17 protein-coding genes are annotated in these 20,755 nt (G+C 51.6%); 12 read left to right on the forward strand and 5 right to left on the reverse strand.

All coding sequences use genetic code 11. From position 1 onward, the window contains the following. Positions 1 to 181 precede the first annotated feature (181 nt). On the reverse strand, positions 182 to 958 hold the full coding sequence (locus HAV38_RS06445; RefSeq protein WP_168053643.1) for an enoyl-CoA hydratase: 777 nt from the start codon (positions 956 to 958) through the stop codon (positions 182 to 184). Between the two features lie 242 nt (positions 959 to 1,200). On the opposite strand from HAV38_RS06445, the gene HAV38_RS06450 reads away from it, so the two are divergent. Then, complete coding sequence (locus HAV38_RS06450; RefSeq protein WP_168053645.1) at positions 1,201 to 1,638, forward strand: universal stress protein; 438 nt, start codon at positions 1,201 to 1,203, stop codon at positions 1,636 to 1,638. A gap of 94 nt (positions 1,639 to 1,732) precedes the next feature. Here the strand turns inward: HAV38_RS06450 and mltA are convergent, their stop codons facing one another. Both mltA and apaG read right to left on the reverse strand, forming a co-directional pair. After that, entirely contained in the window at positions 1,733 to 2,926 is a 1,194-nt protein-coding gene (gene mltA / locus HAV38_RS06455) for a murein transglycosylase A (RefSeq protein ID WP_375791690.1), read from the reverse strand. A 280-nt stretch (positions 2,927 to 3,206) separates the two neighbouring features. Beyond that, positions 3,207 to 3,581 carry a Co2+/Mg2+ efflux protein ApaG gene (gene apaG, locus HAV38_RS06460; protein WP_168053649.1) on the reverse strand — a complete coding sequence of 125 codons (375 nt, stop codon included), beginning with the start codon at positions 3,579 to 3,581 and terminating at the stop codon, positions 3,207 to 3,209. A gap of 223 nt (positions 3,582 to 3,804) precedes the next feature. On the opposite strand from apaG, the gene rpe reads away from it, so the two are divergent. The 6 genes from rpe (at position 3,805) to trpC (ending at position 9,860) form a co-directional block, all read left to right on the forward strand. Then, positions 3,805 to 4,479 carry a ribulose-phosphate 3-epimerase gene (gene rpe, locus HAV38_RS06465; protein WP_168053651.1) on the forward strand — a complete coding sequence of 225 codons (675 nt, stop codon included), beginning with the start codon at positions 3,805 to 3,807 and terminating at the stop codon, positions 4,477 to 4,479. Continuing rightward, positions 4,476 to 5,207, forward strand: coding sequence for a phosphoglycolate phosphatase (locus tag HAV38_RS06470; RefSeq protein ID WP_168053653.1), 732 nt, complete (start codon positions 4,476 to 4,478; stop codon positions 5,205 to 5,207). The genes rpe and HAV38_RS06470 overlap by 4 nt, the downstream gene beginning before the upstream one ends. Positions 5,208 to 5,472: 265 nt before the next feature. Beyond that, positions 5,473 to 6,987 (forward strand): anthranilate synthase component I, encoded by a 1,515-nt coding sequence (gene trpE, locus HAV38_RS06475; RefSeq protein ID WP_168053655.1) that lies wholly within the window; start codon positions 5,473 to 5,475, stop codon positions 6,985 to 6,987. After that, positions 6,987 to 7,550, forward strand: coding sequence for an aminodeoxychorismate/anthranilate synthase component II (locus HAV38_RS06480; RefSeq protein ID WP_168053657.1), 564 nt, complete (start codon positions 6,987 to 6,989; stop codon positions 7,548 to 7,550). The genes trpE and HAV38_RS06480 overlap by 1 nt, the downstream gene beginning before the upstream one ends. A gap of 263 nt (positions 7,551 to 7,813) precedes the next feature. Beyond that, positions 7,814 to 8,851, forward strand: a complete 1,038-nt coding sequence (trpD, locus tag HAV38_RS06485; RefSeq protein ID WP_168053659.1) for an anthranilate phosphoribosyltransferase — start codon at positions 7,814 to 7,816, stop codon at positions 8,849 to 8,851. Positions 8,852 to 9,056: 205 nt separating this feature from the next. Beyond that, positions 9,057 to 9,860, forward strand: coding sequence for an indole-3-glycerol phosphate synthase TrpC (gene trpC / locus HAV38_RS06490; protein WP_168053661.1), 804 nt, complete (start codon positions 9,057 to 9,059; stop codon positions 9,858 to 9,860). Positions 9,861 to 10,036: 176 nt separating this feature from the next. On the opposite strand, the gene HAV38_RS06495 is transcribed toward trpC, so the two are convergent. Then, positions 10,037 to 10,915, reverse strand: coding sequence for a DMT family transporter (locus tag HAV38_RS06495; protein WP_168053663.1), 879 nt, complete (start codon positions 10,913 to 10,915; stop codon positions 10,037 to 10,039). A gap of 1,991 nt (positions 10,916 to 12,906) precedes the next feature. On the opposite strand from HAV38_RS06495, the gene HAV38_RS06500 reads away from it, so the two are divergent. Both HAV38_RS06500 and HAV38_RS06505 read left to right on the forward strand, forming a co-directional pair. Beyond that, positions 12,907 to 13,572, forward strand: a complete 666-nt coding sequence (locus tag HAV38_RS06500) for a nucleotidyltransferase domain-containing protein (protein WP_245182239.1) — start codon at positions 12,907 to 12,909, stop codon at positions 13,570 to 13,572. Further along, positions 13,541 to 13,972, forward strand: coding sequence for a hypothetical protein (locus HAV38_RS06505; protein ID WP_168053665.1), 432 nt, complete (start codon positions 13,541 to 13,543; stop codon positions 13,970 to 13,972). The genes HAV38_RS06500 and HAV38_RS06505 overlap by 32 nt, the downstream gene beginning before the upstream one ends. 98 nt (positions 13,973 to 14,070) lie before the next feature. On the opposite strand, the gene HAV38_RS06510 is transcribed toward HAV38_RS06505, so the two are convergent. Further along, the gene (locus HAV38_RS06510; protein WP_168053667.1) at positions 14,071 to 14,268 is read right to left on the reverse strand and encodes a hypothetical protein; all 198 of its coding nucleotides are present in this window, start codon (positions 14,266 to 14,268) and stop codon (positions 14,071 to 14,073) included. Here HAV38_RS06510 and HAV38_RS06515 point away from each other — a divergent pair. From HAV38_RS06515 to HAV38_RS06525, 3 genes are all read left to right on the forward strand, one after another. Beyond that, a complete protein-coding gene (locus HAV38_RS06515; protein WP_168053669.1) occupies positions 14,267 to 16,195 on the forward strand; it encodes a type I restriction-modification system subunit M in 1,929 nt (642 codons plus the stop codon). The genes HAV38_RS06510 and HAV38_RS06515 overlap by 2 nt on opposite strands. After that, positions 16,192 to 17,460 (forward strand): restriction endonuclease subunit S, encoded by a 1,269-nt coding sequence (locus HAV38_RS06520; RefSeq protein ID WP_168053671.1) that lies wholly within the window; start codon positions 16,192 to 16,194, stop codon positions 17,458 to 17,460. Before HAV38_RS06515 ends, HAV38_RS06520 begins: the two co-directional genes overlap by 4 nt. Before the next feature lie 88 nt (positions 17,461 to 17,548). Further along, positions 17,549 to 20,737 (forward strand): type I restriction endonuclease subunit R, encoded by a 3,189-nt coding sequence (locus HAV38_RS06525; RefSeq protein WP_168053673.1) that lies wholly within the window; start codon positions 17,549 to 17,551, stop codon positions 20,735 to 20,737. Positions 20,738 to 20,755 lie beyond the last annotated feature (18 nt).

A 20,755-nucleotide genomic window follows, 5' to 3' on the forward strand; every position in this document is an offset into this window, starting at 1 on the left:
ACAATTTAAAACCAAATTAACGCTGACTACCTGCGTAAAACACCGCATTTACCACCTCGTTTCCGCCTCCAATTTCGCCCGCAACACCGCTTGCACCGTGTCGTTTATTGCGCGTCCTTTTCAACAGAGGCCGAACTATAGCAAGGCAGTTCACCAATGGCAAGCGGTTTTGTAACAATTTTTAAAGATTTTTGAAAACGGCTGGACGCTTCTCTAAAAACGCCTGCATTCCCTCTTTCTGGTCTTCAGTAGCGAAGGTGCTATGAAACAATCGGCGCTCGAAATGGACGCCTTCCGTCAAGGTGCTTTCATACGCCAGATTGACGGACTCTTTAATCATCATTATCGCTGGCAGGGACATATTGGCGATCACTGTGGCGGCAGTCAACGCTTCGGCCATCAATTGATCCAGTGGCACTACACGCGACACGAGTCCTGCGCGTTCTGCTTCAACCGCGTCCATCATGCGCGCGGTCAGGCACATGTCCATCGCTTTGGATTTTGATATTGCACGCGGCAAACGCTGGGTTCCACCAGCACCGGGAATCACGCCCAATTTAATTTCTGGCTGACCGAATTTGGCGTTGTCGGCGGCAATGATAAAATCGCACATCATAGCCAGTTCACAGCCCCCGCCCAGCGCAAACCCGGCGACTGCGGCGATGACCGGCTTCCGGATGCGGCGGATTTCTTCCCAGTTGCGCGTAATGTAATCGCCTTTGAATGCGTCCATATACGAGTAATTGGCCATTGCGCCAATGTCTGCACCTGCTGCAAAAGCTTTTTCGCTACCGGTGAGAACGATGCATCCAATCGCTTCGTCTGCGTCGAACGCTTTAAGAGCATCACCCAACTCAGTCATCAACTGATCGTTAAGCGCGTTCAACGCCTTTGGACGATTTAAGCGAATCAAACCGACTTTTCCTTGCGTTTCAACCAATATAGCTTCGTATGACATTGCGTCTCCTAATAATAAATAGTAAGTTTGAACAATACTTGATTGTAGCGCCTTAAAAGAACAGGCACGATTGTTATCGCCTACGAAGTGGCTAGAAAGGAGATATCGACCGCCCGCTACCAGCGACGGAATTTATCCATTCATGTAGTGTCTAAGTAATGCCGGAGAAGAATCTATTTTTTTCGGCAAGAGTTGCGAGATTAAAAGCGTCATATTTCTTGAAAACCAAAAAAGAGGACACGATGTTCAAAACTATACTGGTGCCAACAGACGGATCAATTCTGTCGGATAAAGCAATCGTCGCCGCGATTGAATTTGCAAAATTTGCTAACGGTAAAGTTATTGGATTGTCAGTCGCCGAGCCTTATCCATTTTCCCCCATGGCGGAAAGCACGATGGCGGCAGATCCCGGCACCTATGAAGAAAATATGTTGGCGCTGGCGCAACTCCACGTTCAAAAAGTTGCCGATGCAGCTAAAGCGGCGGGTGTTCCATGCGAAATACTTACCGCGCAAGCATTTAATCCCGATGAAGAAATTATCACCGCAGCAGAAAAATACGGCTGCGATGTCATTTTCATGGCTTCCCATGGCCGAAGCGGGCTAAGTCGCCTATTTTTGGGGAGTAAAACGCAAAGGGTGCTCGCGCATTCGACTATTCCGGTGCTGGTGTTGCGATAATTGCACTTTTTGTCGAAAGCACGAGTCATATATGTAGAGTCATATATAGAGAGCTATATATGAGCAAAATCTCGCGCAGCGACTCAACCCAAAATTAGCGCGTTGCAACGGGAAACAACTTCGGCAGCAAAACCCACATTGCGCCCCGTTGCTTCATTCTTCCAGCTTTATCTCCGGCCTCGTCCCCATAGCCCCAAAACAAATCGGCCCGCACGGCACCTTTAATGGCGCCGCCAGTATCCTGCGCCACCACTAACTGCTGCAGGGCTTTGGCGCTATTCGGCTGGGTCGTGGCAAGAAACACCGGTACACCCAAAGGAACAAAATGTGGATCAATCGCAATCGAACGTTGCGCCGTCAAGGGGACGCCTTGTGCACCTTTGGGTCCCTGACTCGGGTCGAGTACTTTCTCCTCTTTAAAGAAGACGTAACTAGGATTGGAATTCAGCAATTCTTGTTGACGGGCAGGATTAGCTACCAGCCATGCTTTGATTCCTTGTGCGGAGGCTTGCGCTAATGTCAACTCACCCTTATCAATCAAATAACGCCCAATCGATTTGTAGGGATAGCCGTTTTGATCAGAATAGGCGACCCGCAATATTTGCCCATCGGTCAACTGAACCCGCCCAGAACCTTGAACTTGCAGAAAAAAAGCATCTACGGGATCGTCCACCCACACGATTTCCTTACCACTCAAACTTCCCGATTTATCCAATTCAGCTCGGTTTGGATAGGGCACCACCTTATTTCCTACCAACCGACCGCGCAAGCGCAGTCCTTTTAGTTCAGGATAAACAGCTGCCAAATCTATTGTCAGCAAGTCGTCCGGCGCATGATAAAGCGGCGTTTGATACGCACCGCCGCGCTTACGGGCACCACGCAACAGTGGCTCGTAATACCCGGTCACCAGGCCGTTGTCGGTTCCGTCTGCATTTATTACTTGGTACGGGGTAAAAAATGCCTCGAAAAATGACCTCACGGCACTTTCACTCGTCGCGTCCAAACCCCGCGCAATAGCACATGGCTCAGCCCAACTTGGCCTTCTGCCCATGGCTGAGCAAGAGGTGAGGAAAGCGGGCATCGCCTGGCGCACGTCGTCATTTTTCCAACCTGGCAAGGCCGAAAACGTACTCAAGCGCAATGTGCCGGCAGGCACTTTAATATCTGGCAACGCGCCGGTATAAGGTGGCGCCGGTATGGGATTTTCGATGGCAGACGGCGAAATTGAGACAGTCGGTTTGACCAAAGAAGGCGCCGTCGAACATGCTGCTAAACTGAGGGCTAACATTAAAGTTGAAGCGCGCGCTGCAACGCGAGAAGAAACACGAGCAGGAACGGTTAAACTTATGCACTTGAATGACATTGAGGGTTCTTTATGTGGTTAATAATACTTGAGGCGAGTTTTGCCTTCTTCTTATTTGTTTTTATTGTCTGGTGGACTATGTCGGGCAGAAAACCGGATCAACCGCCGCCCCGTAAACCCACACCACGAAAAAAATAGCGGGGAACGAGACATTACATAATGTAGCGCCTTACGCTTATTTAACGCTTATTTAACGCTTAATGCATCAATGTAACGTTCGTGGCAGCGATAAAACAAACTCCGGCACCCGCGCCTCGAATTGTTCGCCGTCTTCGGCTACACAAAAGAATTCCCCAAACATCGACCCTTGCGGGGTCGTCAGCGAGGTGCCGCTGGTGTACTCGAAATTTTCACCTGGCTGCAGCAAGGGCTGGTGACCAATCACACCAAGCCCCCGCACTTCCTGAACTTCGTTCTTCGCATTAGTAATCACCCAATGACGTGAAATTAGTTGCGCTGCGACCTGACCGGTATTCTTGATCGTTATCCCATAGGCAAAAACATAGTGATTACGATCCGGATCCGATTGTTCTTCCAGATATTGGGTTTTTACAGTGACAGTAAATTCATAAGCGGGCATTCAAATTCCTCTAATTTCAAGCAATGGTTTAGTGTACTCACAGAATAAGTCATCCTCAACCCCAAGGCGACCACAAGTCAATCTGGTGTTTCCACACCAATTCAGCAAGAACGCAATACGAAGACAACGAAAACTATGGGCATGCGGCAATCCTGACCATCCCAAGGCGCCTCTCAGAGTAAAATAGCGCATCTTTTATGCATCATCTCACTGAGTGCCCGTCATGCCAAATAAACCTACCTACCGAATAGCTCCCAGTATTCTTTCCGCCGATTTCTCCCGCCTGGGCGAAGAAGTCCGCAATGTGGTCAGCGCTGGTGCCGACATGATCCACTTTGACGTCATGGACAACCATTACGTTCCCAACCTGACGATCGGACCACTCGTCTGCGAAGCCATCCGCCCTCACGTGCAGGTCCCTATCGACGTTCATTTGATGGTAAAACCAGTAGATCGCATTATTCCTGATTTTGCTAAAGCTGGCGCAAATATCATCACCTTCCATCCTGAGGCATCGGAACATATTGATCGTTCCCTGCAATTGATTCGCGACCATGGCTGTAAAGCCGGCCTGGTGTTCAACCCGGCAACACCTCTGGATTATCTTGAGCATGTTATGGATAAGCTCGACATCATCCTCATCATGTCGGTCAACCCTGGCTTTGGCGGACAGTCGTTTATCCATGAAGCGCTCAGAAAAATTGCTATCGTCCGCCGTCTCATTGATGATTCCGGTCGCAATATCATGCTGGAAGTTGACGGCGGCATCAAAATAGAAAACATCGCACAAGCAGCTGCAGCTGGTGCCGATACTTTTGTCGCTGGTTCCGCCATTTTTGGTAAGCCGGATTATAAGTTGGTCATTGACGCCATGCGCGGCGAGCTAGCAAAGGTATGACCCTGCGCGCCGCCGGGTTGCCCCCTCATGCAGAGGAGCAAGCACGAGAATTAAAGCCGTTGACAGGCATCGCGGCCGTCATTATCGATTTGGACGGCACGATGCTGGACACCGCACCGGATTTTCATGTAGCGATCAATCGCATGCGTGCAGATTTTGAATGGGCGCCATTATCGTTGCAAACGATTAGCAGTTTTGTCGGAAAAGGCTCGGAAAACCTGATTCGTCGGGTCCTTAGCGTCGATTATGCCGATGCAAAGGTCGAGTTGCATTTCGACGCTGCACTTGCCGCCTATCAACGTCACTACCTATCCATCAATGGACATTACGCAACTTTGTATCCAGACGTGATTACCGGACTTCAGCAAATGCAGGAGATGGGATTACGGATGGCCTGCGTGACGAATAAGCCGGTCGCATTTGCGCTACCCTTAATGGAAGCCACCGGTTTGAGCCGTTTTTTTGAAGTCATCTATGGAGGCGACTCTTTCTCAAGAAAGAAACCCGATCCATTGCCGTTTCTCGAGGTATGCAGGCTATTTAACCTGCAACCGGCGCAGATTGTCGCTATTGGTGACTCATCCAACGACTCTGAAGCCGGTCGCGCTGCTGGTTGCAAAGTGTTGAATGTCCCTTATGGCTACAATCACGGACAGCCTATACAAAATGTCGATTCGGATGGTATAGTACCTACGCTACTCTGTGCGGCTAATCTTATATCGCTCTAACCGAGACTAAATCAAGACACGATCGTCTTGGTCAAATGTATTGACCATATTCTTAATTACAAATATTCTTAATGATGTTTCTCCAAGAAAAACGTACTGTCCCACTAGCCGCCCCTGAGGCCTGGCTCTGGCGACGCTGGCAATCCTGGGCAAAGTGACCCGTTGATCGCCGCTGTCTGTCGCTTTGCTTTCTTAAGCACATTGCAGACAACGTTTTTTTGCAATAAACCGCCGCTGTTCTACAATAGCGGTCTGGAGAGAAACAATGACCGAACTCGAATTCAAATCGCTGGCCGCACAAGGCTACAACCGCATTCCACTGATCGCTGAAGCGTTGGCTGATCTTGAAACGCCTTTGACGCTCTATCTTAAGCTGGCGCAAACCCAACAAGCAGGCAAAAATACGTTTTTGCTTGAATCTGTCGTGGGTGGCGAACGCTTCGGGCGGTACTCGTTTATTGGACTGCCCGCGACAACGTTAATGCGCAGTTTTGGTACTCGTATTGAGGTCGTCAAGAACGACAAGGTCATCGAGAGCAAAGAAGGCAATCCGCTAGATTTCATCGGCGAATTTCAGTCCCGCTTTAAAGTAGCAATACGTCCAGGTATGCCGCGTTTTTGCGGGGGTCTGGCCGGTTATTTTGGTTATGATACCGTCCGCCATATCGAAAAGCGTCTGGCGCACTCCACGCCTAAAGATGATCTGGGCTTGCCCGATATCCAATTGCTGCTGACTGAAGAATTGGCGGTCATCGACAATCTTTCCGGCAAGCTATACCTAATCGTCTATACCGACCCCACCCAGTCAGAAGCATTTTCCAAAGGCCGTCAACGCCTGAAAGACTTGCGAACGATGTTACGCCGTCCGGCAGACGCGCCGGTAACTTCTGCATCGGTACGAACTGAAACCATCCGCGATTTTAAAAAAGAAGAATACCTAAAAGCCGTGGCCAAGGCCAAGGAATATGTGATGGCAGGCGACTTGATGCAGGTACAAATTGGCCAGCGCATCAAAAAACCTTACGTTGATTCGCCGCTAATGCTGTATCGCGCATTGCGCTCGCTCAATCCGTCCCCTTACATGTACTTTTATAATTTCGGCGACATGCAAATTGTCGGTTCATCGCCAGAAATTTTGGTACGAAATGAACAAACGGCTGCGCCCACAGCTACCGCCGAAGGCAAACGCAAAGTCACCATCCGACCACTGGCCGGAACCCGTCCGCGCGGCTCAACCCCGGAACGCGACGAACAACTGGCAATAGAATTACTCGCAGATCCAAAAGAAATCGCAGAACACGTCATGCTGATTGATCTGGCGCGTAACGACATCGGACGCATCGCAGAAACCGGCAGCGTCAAAGTGACAGATCAGATGGTGATCGAAAAATACTCGCATGTTCAGCACATCGTTTCAAATGTCGAAGGCGTCCTGAAATCAGGACTGTCTAACCTGGACGTCCTAAAAGCCACCTTCCCTGCCGGCACACTTTCCGGCGCGCCCAAAGTACGGGCAATGGAAGTCATCGACGAACTGGAACTGACCAAGCGCGGCATTTATGGCGGTGCATGCGGATACCTGTCGTTCGGCGGCGAGATGGATGTCGCCATTGCGATTCGCACCGGCGTCATTAAAGACGGCATGTTATATGTGCAAGCCGCCGCCGGTATCGTTGCCGACTCGGTCCCAGAAACCGAATGGGAAGAAACTGAAAATAAAGCCCGCGCAGTACTACGCGCAGCCGAACAAGTGCAAGATGGTCTGGATGGAGAAATCTGATGCTACTGATGATCGACAATTATGATTCCTTCACCTATAACCTCGTCCAATATTTTGGCGAGCTCGGCGAAGATGTCCGCACCTTCCGCAATGATGAAATTACATTTGACGAAATCGCTGCGTTAAATCCCGAGCGTATTTGCATATCGCCTGGCCCATGTAGCCCCAAAGAAGCTGGTATTTGTGTTGAGTTGCTGCAAAAACTGGGCGGTACGCTGCCGATCCTTGGCGTTTGTCTCGGTCATCAGGCCATAGGTGAAGCCTTCGGTGGAAAAGTCATACGCGCGCAACAAGTCATGCATGGCAAAACGTCGCCAATCCACCATACCGGTGTCGGCGTCTTCGCGGACCTGCCAGATCCTTTTACTGTCATTCGCTACCACTCGCTGGCGATTGAGCGCGCATCGTTGCCGGATTGCCTGGAAATCACGGCGTGGACCGATGACGGTGAAATCATGGGCGTGCGTCATAAAACAATGGATATCGAGGGTGTGCAATTTCATCCCGAGTCAATTTTGTCCGAACATGGCCATGCGTTATTAAAAAACTTTTTGCAACGTTAATTGTTACGGCTGGATTTATTGCTGACTCTATCGGACTCTATTGGACTCCACCGGCTTATATCGTTCAGAGATGATGGTGAGTCCGGCGTATTTTGTCCCGCTATTTTGCGCGTGTAAATTTCAACTTTTAATCAGATGCGACGTTGTAGAGTGGCAATATTTAATGCATTGCTTTCTCAATGCCGATCCTGCCGTCGTCTTACGTTCAGCATCCAAGCGTTACGTTTTCCACTACTTATTACGAACCGCTTCAAGAGGAATCCATGCCGATTACTGACCAGGAAGCACTCTTGCGGTGCATCGAACATCGTGAAATTTTCCACGATGAAATGTTATATCTGTTCCGCAAAATCATGAGAGGCGAAATGTCGCCCGTGATGATCGCCGCCCTCACCATGGGACTGCGCGTCAAAAAAGAAACCATCGGTGAAATCGCCGCTGCCGCGCAAGTAATGCGTGAATTTGCCACGCCGGTCCCCACCACTAATACAAGTAACCTGCTCGATATTGTAGGCACCGGCGGTGACGGTGCGCAAACATTCAACATATCAACAGCAACCATGTTTGTGGCCGCTGCCGGTGGAGCGCGCATTGCAAAACATGGCGGCCGCAGCGTCTCTTCGTCATCCGGCAGTGCCGACGTACTGGAATCGTTGGGCGTCAATATCAACCTCACGCCAACGCAAGTTTCCCGTTCAATTGATCAGACGGGGATTGGCTTCATGTTCGCCCCTAATCATCACGCAGCGATGAAATATGCTGCGCCAGTGCGCAAGGAGCTTGGGGTGCGCACCATATTCAACATTCTGGGACCACTTACCAATCCGGCCGGCGCACCCAACATTTTGATGGGCGTGTTTCATCCCGACCTAGTAGGAATTCAAGTCCGCGTGTTGCAACGGCTGGGAGCACAGCGCGCAGTGGTTGTTTGGGGGCGCGACAATATGGATGAGGTGTCCCTCGGTGCAGCCACGCTGGTCGGGGAACTGATCGATGGCGAAATCCGCGAATACGAAATCCATCCGGAAGATTTTGGCATGCCAATGATTGCCAGCCGCAATCTTAAGGTCGCCAATTCAGGCGAATCGAAGGCAAAAATTTTTGAAGCACTCGACAACGTGCCCGGCCCTGCGCGTGACATCGTCGCCCTCAATGCTGGCACCGCACTGTATGCCGCGGGTGTGTGCAATTCAATTGCCGACGGTTTGATCAAAGCGCGGGAAGTCCTGGCTTCCGGCACCGCGCGTTTGAAATTAGAACAATTCATTACAGCCACGCAAACGTTGGGCGCTGAAACCTAAAGAAAAGCCTTCCAGCATGGCGCCGGGGATCGGTACCACTCTGCGTTGACGATGCCGCTCCGACGACCCGGACAAAAATGGAATCTTCAGAAGCTTTAACGATTATGTGCAAGCACATATTATTAGCTGTCCGCATACCTATGCAAATACGAGCGCACAAACAGCGCACATGCGGGTACCAGAATTAAAGAAAAGGAACATCAGCATGTCCGATATTTTAGATAAAATTCTCGATGTCAAAGCCGATGAAATCGCCGCGGCAAAAAAGCGGCAGGATCTGGCGAGCATTCGACGTGAAGTCGAAACCGACACCGGCGCCAAAGTAGCCATCCGCGGCTTTGAGGCTGCACTGCGGGCAAAAGTAGATGCTGGCAAAGCAGGCATTATCGCTGAAATCAAAAAGGCGTCGCCATCCAAAGGCGTGATTCGCCCCGATTTCCATCCTGCAGATATCGCCGTCAATTATGCGCTGCACGGTGGCGCCTGCTTATCGGTGTTAACGGATGAGAAGTTCTTTCAAGGTTCGCCAGAATACATGCAGCAAGCGCGCGCCGCCTGCGCCCTGCCCGTATTGCGCAAAGACTTCATGATCGACCCGTACCAAATCTATCAGGCCCGTCATTGGGGTGCGGATGCTATTTTGCTCATCGTCGCCGCACTGGACCATGGCTTGATGGCAGAGATGGAAGCGCTCGCACTCGACCTGGGCATGAGCGTATTGGTCGAAGTCCACAACGCCGAGGAGCTCACTGCCGCCCTCAAACTAAAGACGCCGCTGCTGGGAATTAATAATCGCAATCTGCGCACGTTTGAGACATCGCTGGAAAATACGCTGCTCTTATTACCCCATATTTCATCAGACAAACTGGTTGTTACCGAATCCGGTATTCGTACGCCAGATGATGTAAAACGCATGCGCGACGCCAACGTTAACGCCTTTTTGATCGGCGAAACATTTATGCGTGCGCCAGAACCTGGGGTTGAGCTGGCACGTTTGTTCAATGACTAATCCGAAGTTAAAAATTATATAAATAATATAAAAATCGGCATGAAGTATTCCAGCGGGTACGCATTACGAACGGCAGCACCGCACGCTGAGCGTGTGTTAAGAAACGATGCTTAAAGCCGCTAAGCACTCGTTAACAATCCATCGCTCAGCGCATTCAAGATCAATGCGCAGCAACTTTACGGCCCGCTAACACGAACGCTCGAAAATTTTACTTTTCCGCTTCCTAATGCAGTCCCGAGCAAGATCACAACGCTCCCTACTATCATGTTCAGACTGACGGCTTCGCTAAGAAAAAGTGCACCCCACAGCACACCAAAGATAGGAATCAAAAAGGTCACGGACGTAGCATAAGCGGCGCTGACATTTTCGATCAATCTGAAATATATGACGAACGCAAAACCTGTACACACCACACCCAACGCGAGCAAAGCTGACCACGCCGATAATGAAATGCTCCCCGCCGGCCAATAGAAAAGAGCAAACGGCAACAGCACGACCGTTGCAAAGAATTGGCTACCCAGAGCAACCACAAACGGAGGAATACCCGCCAAGCGCTGCTTGGAATAATTGGCTGCGAACCCATAAGACAATGTGGCCAAAAGCACCGCACCGATAGCCAGCCAGACTTCCGGCAAACCATCCCCGATTTTGTCCCACACTAAAATTATTACGCCTACCAATCCCACCAGCAAACCCAACACTTGCGATCTATCTAACGGAATTTTTAGCCAAATCATCGCTATCAAAGCAGTCCATAATGGCGTCGTCGCGTTCAAGATGGAGTCGAATCCCGCATTGATATAAAGGGTCGAGTACGCAAACAAACAAAACGGTATTGCCGAACCAAAAACGCCGACCACCAGTAAAGGCCAAGCCCTGCTTCGCAATTGTTGACGCGCAACCTTCGAACGAACAACCGGCAGCAGCACTAGCGTGGCAATCCCCACTCGCAAAAAAATTAATGCAATCGGACCAAATTCCGGCGCGCCTATACGCATAAATAGAAAGGAGGCGCCCCAGATGGCGGCCAGCAATATGAGTTCGACAATTTGCATTTTTTGGGTTGGGTTTGGTCTGATTCAGTTTTAGTGATTTAATGCGCTTGTGAGAAGGACACTACGCTCTCTTCTCGTAACAAAGATTTTAACGAAATTAACCGCACGCGTCTGGCCAAATTCGGACATAGATTCCGGTTGCGTGAGCGTAATACGCAGGCGATTGCTATCTTCTTGGCTTGGCTTGGCTTGGCTCGGCTAGGTAGCTGGTTGGGTTTGAATGTTATGAAGGGGATATTTACAGCAGGCCTACGATAAGTTTTACGTACATCATCTTCTAAAGAACAGTGCTGAAGAAATCATAGTGACTTTCCTATTCCACAAAAGCAAATGCCTCCCGTAAAATCTACGGGAGGCATTGTGTGTATTGGTGCTGGCTGCAGGACTTGAACCCGCCACCCCCTGATTACAAGTTAGCAACTATTATAGTAAGTCTTTGATATTTAAGGAAAACCTACCGTAAGCTGAAGTAATCAAAAAGAGTTTAGAATCAGTAACTTAGCGTAATTTGGCGGAGACAAGAAAAACGTATGGATGTACTGCAATCGTACTGAATTTCAATTTGCCGATGCCGAGATTGACGTCGATTTCTCAAGTAATGAAGATGAAATCGACGTTGTGCATATGCAACACCTCGAAAAGACTTCCACAAATTATTCGCAAAGATCGCCTTAAAACGTGCACCGCGCCGAACTCGATTCCTTGAAGATAGTGCTGCCAAGAAGACCGTTCGGATTGGTGAAAATAAATAATAACGTATCTGCTAAATCGTTGATTTAAAAAGTATTTGACGATTTTTAATATTTATTATCTTCTGCGTCAAATAACAAAATTAACCGTTCATCCGCCTTATGTCGCTTGCTATCGGGCAAATGTTTCTGGCGTCGTCGAGCCAAGCGGGTAGTTGCGATCAGTGGGATAAACCAAAGTTTTTTCAAGGAAAAACCGATGCCCTCGGGGGCATGCTCACGCAGAGGTCGCACCGAGGGCTTGCGATACTCGCATGGTACGTCAAAAGACGTTAGCCTGCGTGTGCCACGGTGTGCCAACCTATCTCTTGTTCTCCCTGCGCGTCCATGGCTACCGAAGCGAAAACTGCTCTATCTGGTATTTGAGCATCCGCCCCCTACACTGGGACTTAGGCCCTTAATCACAGGTCGTTGCGTTGCCCCCCTCCCACCAGTTAGCCCATATCATTGAAGTGATTCGCAATGATCGTCTTAATGTAGGTACATTTTCTTTCAATTGCGCTTTGTTTCGCTTGGTTGAGCAATGACAGTCAGGGGAAAATGGGTCCAAGCTGTATGGAAAAAAATGCTCCCCGCGCACGGCGTAGGGGTGGAGCACGGTGTAGCGCTCCCGATTCTCTTCGTCAACCACCACGCGAGCGGCTCAGAAACAAATAAAGTTTCCCCAGCCATGCATACAGCTCAAAAGAGGGTCACGGGGTAGCGATCCCGGCCCTCTTCGTCAAACGCCACTTGCGCGGCTTAGAAGCTTCTGCGAATTGCATTGAAAATCAAACAACCCCATTTCCTGGTGTACACGACAAGCGACTGCTGCTAAGGAATCGGAATCACCGATAATAGTTTGGATAGGAAAGTCATGTCCTTAATTTGAACATCAAATGAATGTCTTTTTTGGAGACGCGATGGAAACTTACTATTTATAAACACTAGCGCGGCTGGAAGCGTCGGCCTTGGTGACCGTGCGGCGAGTGGGAAATCAAAAGCATTACCAGGCAAACCACGAAGCACCAATATTTGAAGAGCTACGCAGTATTGTTCTAAAAACGTTCGGTGCGGCGGATGGGGAGAAATTTTTCCCAATTGCCCAACAAGTTGTGCAGGTTACCCACATTCATATTCATACAACCGTGTGCGATAACCCGAAGTTAATCGTATTTTTTTGGTTTCTTTGGCAAGCGCACTCTAGGGCATGTTAGGAGACCCGCACCGGAAGCTGTTGTGTTTTGAGGTGCGGGCGCACACATGCCGTTCACGCCATGCATGATTGGTTTGACAATACCTATATTGGGTATTAATATGCCCATTATGGGTATTTACGCAGACGCACTATTTACGAAGACGCAACAGCGAGTGCTGGCAGTTATATACGGCCAGTCACAGCGGTCGTTTTATGCCAATGAAATTATCGGATTAGCGGCGATTGGTTCTGGCGCCGTGCAACGCGAGCTAGCGCGGTTGGAGGCCTCAGCCCTAGTGACCGTGCGGCGCGTAGGAAACCAAAAGCATTATCAGGCCAACCACGAAGCCCCAATATTTGAAGAACTGCGCGGTATAGTTTTGAAAACGTTCGGCGTGGCCGATGTATTACGCGCAGCGCTTCATTCAGTGTGGCCGCTAGTGGATTTTGCGTTTGTCTACGGTTCATTAGCCAAGGGTACAGAGCATGCCAACAGTGACGTCGATTTGATGGTGATTGGAGCAGTGCCGTCAAATGCAGAGTTACTTGAAGCGCTATTGCCCGCTCAAGCGCAGCTGGGACGCGTTGTGAACCCGACTCTCTACACACCGGACGAGTTTGCCCAACGCGTGCGCGATGGTCGGTCATTCATTGTCCGGGTACTGGAGCAACCTAAAATCTTTGTCAAAGGGTCCGAACATGATATTACCCGCCTCGGCAGCGCTGGCTAATTTAGCGCGCATTGGTAAGCTCAAAGCGGAACCGCCCGATGCTCGGGAGCGGGCTGGCTTGTTGCGTTCTGCCAGCGTGCGCTTGTTGGATGCCAGACAACCTATGCTTTCATTGGAAAGCCGTTTTGATCTTGCCTACAATGCCGCCCATGCTGCTGCATTGTCCGCCCTGCGGGCCCATGGCTACCGTAGCGAAAATCGTTACCTAGTATTTCAATGTCTAGAGCATACGCTTGGATATAAACCGGAACAGTGGCTGTTGCTTAACCACGCTCACAAAAAACGCAACTTAGCCGAATATGAAGGTGACCTCGATGTTACCGTGGGCTTTGTCGAAGAGCTGATTGAACATGTCTCAAACTTGATTGCTGCTGCCCAGGCGCTTGAGTCTGCATCATGATAACGAAAGTATTCTCCCAATCGGCATTGGTGTCGACGCTGCAGGTTGGCGAGCAGTGTAAATTAAGACGGTAATCCGGTGACATATGACACATGTAATTAATCGCGACGGTCGCTCACGATGGACCAGAATGAGCGGTCACGATGCGCAAGAATATCCATCGGCTTAGCATCACGGCATTGACGGAAAAGGACGCATTGCAACACCATATCAATGAACTCAAACAGCGTCAGGCGTCGCTCGCCGCGCATTGTTGGTCGCTGGAACATAACGAAGAAAATGGACAATAACATCATGAACCAACAAAACCTTGCCGATTTCATCTGGAGCGTTGCCGACACCCTGCGCGGCGATTTCAAGCAGTCTGAGTTTGGCCGCATCATCCTGCCCTTTACCGTCTTGCGCCGTTTGGAGTGCGTACTGGAACCCACCCGCAAACAGGTGCTGCAACAATACGCCGGCTTAAAAGGATCGCAGGTTGATCTGGATCTGGTCTTGCCAAGTACCGCCAAGGCGAGTTTCTACAATACTTCCGAATTCAGTCTGGCCACGGTCGGTTCCACCAGCACCCGTGCCAACCTGGAAGACTTCATCGCCAAATTCTCGGCTAACGCGCGCCAGGTGTTTGAGCACTTCGCTTTTGACGGCTGGCTTACCAAGCTGGAAAATGCCAATCTGCTGTATCTGGTCACACAAAAGTTTGCCACCATCGACCTGCATCCGAACGTCATTAGCAATCACGAGATGGGCTTGGTGTTCGAACATCTGATTCGCAAGTTTGCCGAATCGGCCAACGACACTGCAGGGGAGTTTTTTACCCCGCGCGATGTGGTGCGGCTGGTGACGACCCTGGTGTTTTCCAGTGACCACGAAGCGCTCAATGGTGAAGGCGTGGTGCGTACCGTGTACGACTGCGCCGCCGGTACCGGTGGCTTCCTATCCTCGGCTATCGAGCAGGTTGCCGAGTGGAACCCTAGCGCTAGGCTGATCCCGTACGCTCAGGAACTGAACCCCGAGACCTACGCGATCTCGGTGGCGGACAAGCTGATCCAGGGTTACGACACCAAAAATATCAAGCTCGGCAATACCCTCTCCAACGACCTGCTGCCACAGGAGCAGTTCGACTACTGCCTGGCCAATCCGCCGTTTGGGGTGAAATGGGAAAAGGTACAAAAGCAGGTGCAGGATGAGCAAAAGAATCTCGGCTTTGGCGGTCGCTTCGGCGCGGGCTTGCCGCGTGTCGGCGATGGTTCTCTGCTGTTCCTGATGCATTTGCTGTCCAAGCGCAAACCGGTAGCACAGGGTGGCAGCCGCATCGGCATCGTGCTGTCCGGCTCGCCCCTGTTTAACGGCGGGGCGGGCTCGGGAGAATCGGAAATCCGCCGCTGGATACTGGAAAACGACTGGTTAGAGGCCATTATTGCGCTGCCCAATGACCTGTTCTACAACACCGGCATTGGCACCTATGTGTGGGTGCTCTCCAACCACAAGGACGCTAGCCGCACAGGCCGGGTGCAGCTGATCGACGCCACCGCGATGCACGCGCCGATGCGCAAATCGTTAGGCAGCAAACGTAAGTTGCTGTCGGAAGAACAGATCGCCGAGATTGCTCGCCTGCACGATGGCTTTGTCGAAGTCGCTGCAGCCAAGATTTTCAACACCACCGACTTCGGCTACCGCCGCATCACCGTCGAGCGCCCGCTGCGCCTGCGTTTTGCTGTCACAACGGAAAACCTCGCCGCCTACCGCGACACCAAGGGTGCCGAGCATGTCGATGCCTTCGCTTCGTTGCTGGAACGGGGAGGACATTTTGATGACCTGCTCAACTTCCTGAAGGCTGCCAAGGTGAAAAAGCTGGGTAAGGGAGCACAGAAAGCCGTGTTTACCTGCTTCGGCACCAAATGCCCCGAGGCCGAGCCGATCAAGGATGCTGACGGCAAGCTGCTGCCCGATGCTGACTTGCGCGAAAACGAGAACGTGCCACTCAATCGAGACATCAACGACTACTTCAAATGCGAAGTGCTGCCGCATGTGCCGGATGCGTGGATCGACGAGACCAAGCGCGACGAGAAGGACGGCCAAATCGGCATCGTCGGCTACGAAATCAACTTCAACCGCTACTTCTACCAGTACCTGCCGCCGCGCAAGCTGGTAGACATCGACGCCGATCTGAAATCAGTGGAAGCGGAGATCGCCGCGCTGCTGAATGAGGTGACGGCATGAGCCATTACAAGTCGTACCCGGTACACAAGGATTCCGGCGTTGAGTGGCTGGGCCTAGTGCCCAAACATTGGAGCGTTGTGCCATTCAAGTGGCTTGCAGTCATTCAAAATGGAAAGGACTATAAGGACGTTGAAACCGACGAGGAGGGCTTTCCGGTAATTGGCTCTGGCGGGGAGTTTGCGAGGGCATCGAAGTCTTTGTTTAATGGCGAGTCTGTTCTTTTGGGAAGAAAGGGCACGATTGATCGGCCGCTCTATATCAATGGGCCTTTCTGGACGGTTGATACAATGTTCTACACTTTGATCGGCCCTAAGGCAGTAGGAAAGTACCTCTACTATTGCTCATTGACCATTCAGTTTGATAAGTACTCAACCAATACAGCTCTGCCGAGCATGACCCAGGAGGTCCTGGGTCAAATCCCATTTGCCGTGCCTGAGATTCAGGAGCAGCGCACGATTGCTGCCCACCTCGATCGCCAAACTGCTCGCATCGACGGTCTGGTCAATACGAAAACCCGTTTTATCGAACTGCTGCGCGAAAAGCGGCAGGCGTTGATCACCCACGCGGTCACCAAGGGTCTTGACCCCACCGCAAAGATGAAAGATTCCGGCGTGGAATGGCTGGGGGAGGTGCCGGAGCATTGGACTGTTAAGCAGCTCGGATACTTCGCCGATGTGCTTAGGGGAAAATTTACGCATAGGCCACGTAATGATCCCGCCTTCTATGATGGCGACTTCCCGTTCATCCAAACTGGCGATATAACAGGCACATCTCGATACATTACTAGCTACAAACAGACGCTGAATGAACGGGGTATTGCAGTAAGTAAAGAGTTTCCAAAAGGAACCTTGGTAATGGCTATTGCGGCAAATATCGGAGATGTCGCGATTCTTAATTTTCCTGCCTATTTCCCTGACAGCGTCGTGGGCCTCCTTCCAACAGGGGAAAACGATTTGATGTTTCTGTTTTACCTTATGCAAGCGATGAAACAGCCAATGCTGACGACGGCATCCATCAGTACACAAATGAATCTGAATATTGAGAAAATCGTCGCATTGGTAGCCGCCCAGCCGCCGTTACACGAACAGGTACAGATTGTTGCGTATATTGATCGCGAAACAGCCCGCATCGACACGCTTACCAGCAAAACAGAACGTAGCATCGAACTGCTCAAAGAGCGCCGCAGCGCGCTGATTACCGCCGCTGTTACCGGCCAGATTGACGTTAGGGAGAACACCGTCCGGCAAGATCAGCTGGCGGCTTGATAAATACTGAACGCGTGCGGTTGCTGGTTAAGAGGAGTCCATTTTCTCTAACCAGACCTGACGAAAATAAAAAATAGAAAGCATCGCCATGAGCCAGATCCACCACGAATGCGAACTTGAACGCCATATCGTCGAGCAACTCACGGCAGCCGGTTGGCTGCTGGGAAAGTCCACCGGCTATGACCCGGCCAGGGCGCTGTTCCGGGAAGATGTAATCGGCTGGCTTCAAACCAGCCAGCCGCAAGCCTGGGCCAAGCTTAGCAGCCTGAACGGCGCCGGCACGGAAGTTGCCGTGCTGGATCGCTTGGTGAAGATGCTGGAAAGCAAAGATGGCGGCACGGTGAATGTGCTGCGCGACGGCTTTGCGATGGCAGGCGGCGGCACCTTGGCGATGAGTCAGGCGCTGCCCGAGGATGAGCGCAACCAGACAGTGCTGGAGCGCTATGCCGCTAACCGCCTGCGGGTCGTGCCGCAGCTGCGCTACTCACTCGACAAGAGCGACGAGATCGACCTGGCGTTCTTCATCAACGGCATTCCAGTGGCCACCGTGGAGCTGAAAACCGACTTCACCCAGTCGGTCGAGGCGGCCATGGACCAGTATCGGCAGGATCGTCCGCCGAAGAATGAGAAGACCGGCCGCGTCGAGCCGCTGCTGGCGTTCAAGCGTGGCGCGGTGGTACATTTCGCGATGAGTGACAGCGACATCCGCATGAGCACCAAGCTGGCTGGCGACTCGACCTTTTTCCTGCCGTTCAACCGGGGCAACGATGGCGCGGCGGGTAACCCACCGGGCGCGAACGGCAGCTATCCGGTGAGTTATCTGTGGCAACGGGTACTGCAAAAGGACAATTGGTTGCGTATCTTCCATCGCTTTGTACTGCTAGAGCGCAAAGAGATGCAGGACGTTAACGGCACAACCACTTTCAAAGAAAACCTGATCTTTCCGCGTTTTCACCAGTGGGAAGGCGTGACTAAGATGGTCGATGCGGTGCGGGCGGAGGGAACTGGCCAGCCTTATCTGATTCAGCATAGCGCCGGTTCCGGCAAAACCAATACCATCGCCTGGATGGCGCATTCGCTGATCCGCGTGCGTCGACCAGATGGCGAACCGTACTTCCATAGCGTGATTGTGGTGACCGACCGCACTGTGCTGGACAAGCAGTTGCAAGACGCCATCGGCCAGATCGAACATCAAACCGGCGTGGTGTGCGCGATTGACCGGCAGCAATCGAGTAAGCCGAAAAGTCAGCAGTTGGCTGACGCGATGCTGGCCGGTGTGCCGATCATCGTGGTGACGCTGCAGACCTTCCCTTGGGCACAGAAATTAATCCTCGCCGAACAGAGTTTGCGGGATCGGCGCTTCGCCATCATCATCGACGAGGCGCATAGCTCGACCGGCGGCAGCAGCGCCGATGATTTGCGCTATGTGCTGACAGGGCAAAGCGAAGAAGAATGGGAGACGCTGAGCAAGGAGGAAAAGCTGTCGGTATGGCAGTCTTCCCGCCAACGCCCAGGTAATGCCAGCTACTTCGCCTTCACCGCCACGCCCAAACACTCCACGCTGAGCCTGTTCGGTCGGCCGCGTCAACCGGAGCAACCGGTATCCAAAGACAACCCACCCGTGCCGTTTCACCTGTACACGATGCAGCAGGCCATCGAAGAGGGCTTCATCCTTGACGTGCTAAAAAACTACACCAGCTATGACGTCGCTTTCCGTATCGGTTCTAAGTTTGCCGAGAGTGACGATGAACGCGTGGACGAAAAGAGCGCTAAGCGCGCCCTGGCCAAATGGCTGTCGTTGCACCCGACCAACGTGGCGCAAAAGGTGGAGCTGATCATCGAACACTTCCGCGCCAATGTCGCCCACCTGCTGGGTGGCCAAGCCAAAGCTATGGTGGTCACTTCTTCAAGGGCCTCGGCGGTGAAGTACCAGCTGGCCCTGGATCGTTACTGCCAAAGCAAGGGCTATCAAGGGATTCAGGCGATGGTGGCGTTCTCCGGTGAGGTCGCGAACAAGGATGTGCAAGATGGCCAGTTTTCCGAGGATCATCAGTTCAGCGAAACCAACATGAATCCTGGACTGAAAGGGCGGGAAATGCGCAAGGCATTCGATACCCAGGATTATCGGGTGATGATCGTCGCCAACAAATTTCAAACCGGCTTCGACCAGCCCAAACTGGTGGCCATGTATCTGGATAAGAAGATTTCAGGTGTGGAAGCGGTACAGACCCTATCGCGCCTGAATCGCACGTATCCGGGCAAGGACAAGACCTTTGTCCTAGACTTTGCCAACGAGTCGGAAGAAATCGTCGACGCATTCAAGACCTTTTATCGCGATGCCAAGGTGTCGGATGTGCAAGACCCCAACATCGTGTATGACATCAAGCAGCGCCTGGATGGCATGTTGATTTACGAAGCGAGTGAAATCGCGGCCTTTGGCGATGCCATCGTGAATAAGAGTGTTACGCATCAGAAACTGTATTCCCTGACCCAGGCCGCCACCGACCGCTTTAACGGCAAACTGAAGGCATTGAATGATGCCATCGACAAATGGGATGAGGCCTGGCGTATTGCGAGCGATGCAGACGATCAGAAAGGCATGGCGCACGCGGATGTCCAGAGATCCGAACAGACCAAGGCGCGGGATGAGCTGATGATTTTTAGCGAGAGCCTGACCAAGTTCGTGCGCAGTTATGAATATGTGGCGCAGCTGGTGGAATTTGGTGACCCTGGCTTGGAAGCGTTTGCCAGTTACGCCCGCCTGTTGCGCAAGCGTCTGAAAGGCATCACGCCGGAGCAGGTGGATTTGGGCGATCTGACGTTGACGCATTACAAAGCTATAAAGGGTGATACGTTGACTGGGCTTTTTGCGGTTGAGCAGATACCGGAGCTATACGGGATTACCGATAATGGCTTACGTGATGGCCGCGACCGTGAAAAAAAATATCTATCTGAGTTGATTGAAAAACTGAATGATGCTTTCGGCAAAGACATCAGTGACAAAGATAAGGTGGCCTTTGCGGTGCATGTGTCTGAGAAGCTACGCGATGACGAGATGGTGATGGCGCAGGTGCAAAATAACAGTCGGGATCAGGCGATGAAAGCCAATCTGCCAGCCGCTGCCGTCGCTGCAATCGTTGAGGCAATGAGCACCCATCAGAGCATGGCTACGAAGCTGTTGAGCGACGAAGTGACGCGGGATCTGTTCTTTGGCGTTGTGTATGAAATGCTCAAGAAGGACATGAGCGGGGATTTGCTGACTGCCGCTCGCCGATAGAAGGGCTCGCAGATGGAC

Source organism: Glaciimonas immobilis (genome assembly GCF_011947285.1).
In the GTDB taxonomy this organism is placed as follows: Bacteria; Pseudomonadota; Gammaproteobacteria; order Burkholderiales; family Burkholderiaceae_D; genus Glaciimonas; species Glaciimonas immobilis.